Origin of the sequence: Mycobacterium sp. 1245801.1 (assembly GCF_001673055.1) — a bacterium.
GTDB lineage: Bacteria > Actinomycetota > Actinomycetes > Mycobacteriales > Mycobacteriaceae > Mycobacterium > Mycobacterium europaeum_A.
Genome location: NZ_LZKY01000253.1, coordinates 1 through 2,799 on the forward strand (window position 1 = coordinate 1; position 2,799 = coordinate 2,799).

A 2,799-nucleotide genomic window follows, 5' to 3' on the forward strand; every position below is an offset into this window, starting at 1 on the left:
AGGGCGTCGCCCTGATCGCCACCTCCGCGCGGCCCGACCAGCTCGACGCCCGGCTGCGGGCCCCCGACCTGTGCGACCGCGAGCTGGGCCTGCCCCTTCCCGACGCCGGCACCCGCAAGGCGCTGCTGGAGTCGCTGCTGCGCAACGTGCCCACCGGTGACCTTGATCTCGACGAGATAGCTTCTCGCACACCGGGTTTCGTCGTCGCCGACCTGGCCGCGCTGGTGCGCGAGGCGGCGCTGCGGGCGGCGTCGCGGGCCAGCTCCGACGGCCGGCCGCCGGAGCTGAAACAGGAGGATCTAGCCGGGGCGCTGACCGTGATCCGCCCGCTGTCCCGTTCGGCCAGCGAGGAGGTCAGTGTCGGCAACATCACCCTCGACGACGTCGGCGACATGGCCGAGGCCAGGCAGGCCCTGACCGAGGCCGTGTTGTGGCCGTTGCAGCATCCCGACACCTTCGCCCGGTTGGGCGTGCAACCGCCGCGCGGGGTGCTGCTGTACGGGCCGCCGGGCTGCGGCAAGACCTTCATCGTGCGCGCGCTGGCCAGCACCGGGCAGCTGTCCGTGCACGCCGTGAAGGGCTCCGAGCTGATGGACAAGTGGGTGGGCAGTTCGGAAAAGGCGGTGCGCGAATTGTTTCGGCGCGCCCGGGATTCGGCGCCGTCGCTGGTCTTCCTCGACGAGGTGGACGCGCTGGCGCCGCGACGCGGGCAGAGCTTCGACTCCGGCGTCACCGATCGCGTGGTGGCCGCGCTGTTGACCGAGCTCGACGGCGTCGATCCGCTGCGCGACGTGGTGGTGCTGGGCGCCACCAACCGGCCCGATCTCATCGACCCCGCGCTGCTGCGCCCCGGACGGCTGGAGCGGCTGGTCTTCGTCGAACCGCCCGACGCCGCGGCGCGCCGCGAAATCCTGTGCACCGCGGGCAAATCCATTCCGCTGAGCGCCGACGTCGATCTCGACGAGGTGGCGGCCGGACTCGACGGCTACAGCGCCGCCGACTGCGCGGCGCTGCTGCGGGAGGCCGCACTGACCGCGATGCGCCGATCCATCGACGCAACCGACGTGACGGCCGCCGATCTCGCGACGGCACGCGAAAACGTCCGTCCCTCTTTGGATCCCGCGCAGGTCGAGGCGCTACGGGCGTTCGCCAAAGCTTTGTAGCACTGCCAGGGCCGAGGCCGCCACGTCCTTTTCGAGCCAGGACGGCATCGGGTCGTCGTGCGCGTGGCGCCGCACCACGGCGTAGGGCAGGTCGGCGACCGCACGGGCGACGGCATCGACGGAGCGCGCCCTGGAATTCCCGTACAGTTCGCGCGCCAGCGCCGCGACGCGTTGGGTCAGCGGAGCGTTCATTTCGGCGAGTGTCTGCCGGAAGGCCGCGTCGGGCTCGTCGTCGAGCAGGTCGCCGGGCCGGATCGTCAACAGCAGCCGGGCATCCTCGGGGAGGGAGCGCGCGAAAGCGACCGCGGCCACGGCCATCGCGACGGCGGTGTCGGTCGGGGTCTCGCCGTCAGCGGCCAGCGCACGCTCCTGGAAGCGTCGCAGCGCGCGCAGCCACGCCGCCGTCAGGATGCCGTCGCGGTTGCCGAACCGGTGATACAACGTGCCCGCCGGTGCGCCACTGGCTTTCGCGATCGCCGCCACGCTGGCCGCACGTGGTCCGCCGTCGAGCACCAGCGTCCGGGCGGCGTCGAGAATCACATCGGTTTCATGCTTCCGCGGAGGCGCCATGATCTAGTACATTCCTTCTATATGGAACGATTACCCTATATCGACGAGCATGCCATAACCATCGACGCCAACCGCGACGACACGTGGTCGGCGCTGCTGCGGGTGATGTGCCGCGACCCGCACGACCCGTCGACCGTGCCCTTCGGCTTCATCCTGGACGAGGCCCGGCCGCCGGCACGGTTCGCGCTCAAGGGCCGCCACTGGTTCGCCGTCTACCGGTGGGTGTTCGAGCTGGACCCGCTCGAGGCCCCCACACGCACCCGGCTGCGGGCGGCCACGTGGGCCGACTTCCCCGGTATGCACGGCAAGGCGTACCGGGCGCTGGTGATCGGCACCGGCGGACATCGTGTCGTCGTGCGGCACACCCTGAAACGCGTTGCGGCGGCGGTGCTCGACGAGCGGGCGCGCACCGGCGAGGCCGCCGCCGATTATGTGGACGTCTTCGAAGTCCCCATCGCCGCCGGAGATGCGCGCACCGCCGAAGAGGCGTTCCGCGACGGGCTCGGCGACAAACCCGGCGCGGGCGGACAGCTGGTGTTGTGGATCCACCGCAACGTGCTGCGGCTGCGCCTGGGTCCGGCCCGCTCCGCCGACCACCTCATCGGCTGGCCGATCGTCCGCTCGGACCCCGACGAGCTGGTGTTGGCCACCCGCGGGCCGCTGATGCGCGGGGAGTTGACGCTGCGCCGCCAGGACGGTCGGCGCGCCGTCCTCACCACCCGGCTGCACTTCCGCCGCCGGGTCGCGGCCCGGGCGGTCTGGGTTTTGATCGGCCCCCTGCACCGGGTCGTGGCGCCGCGGCTGATGCGGCGCAGCGCTCGCCGGGGCCGCGAACTCGCGGCGATAAGTTAGTCCGCATGACCGAACGCCCGACCGCGCTGCACATCGTCGACGGGATCGACCTGTCCGGCACGACATCGGTGATCACCGGCGCGTCGTCGGGCCTGGGCCGCGCGGCGGCCCGGGCGCTGGCCGCCGCGGGCGCCCATGTCATCTTGGCCGCCCGCAACGCCGACGCGCTCGCGGAGACGGCGCGCTGGATCGCGACCGAGGTCGCCGGCGCCCG

The 2,799-nt window shown here is 72.2% G+C and carries 4 protein-coding genes; 3 read left to right on the forward strand and 1 reads right to left on the reverse strand.

The features are described 5' to 3' along the window. Positions 1–1,163 (forward strand): AAA family ATPase (locus tag A5622_RS16400; protein ID WP_156752983.1); only part of this gene is annotated, 1,163 nt, incomplete at its 5' end. On the opposite strand, the gene A5622_RS16405 is transcribed toward A5622_RS16400, so the two are convergent. After that, positions 1,137–1,733, reverse strand: a complete 597-nt coding sequence (locus A5622_RS16405) for a TetR/AcrR family transcriptional regulator (RefSeq protein WP_066872508.1) — start codon at positions 1,731–1,733, stop codon at positions 1,137–1,139. The genes A5622_RS16400 and A5622_RS16405 overlap by 27 nt on opposite strands. 21 nt (positions 1,734–1,754) lie before the next feature. Between A5622_RS16405 and A5622_RS16410 the strand changes: the two genes are divergently transcribed. Both A5622_RS16410 and A5622_RS16415 read left to right on the forward strand, forming a co-directional pair. After that, positions 1,755–2,585, forward strand: coding sequence for a DUF2867 domain-containing protein (locus A5622_RS16410; protein WP_066880006.1), 831 nt, complete (start codon positions 1,755–1,757; stop codon positions 2,583–2,585). A gap of 5 nt (positions 2,586–2,590) precedes the next feature. Next, on the forward strand, positions 2,591–2,799 hold a 209-nt coding region (locus A5622_RS16415), incomplete at its 3' end, for an SDR family NAD(P)-dependent oxidoreductase (RefSeq protein ID WP_156752984.1).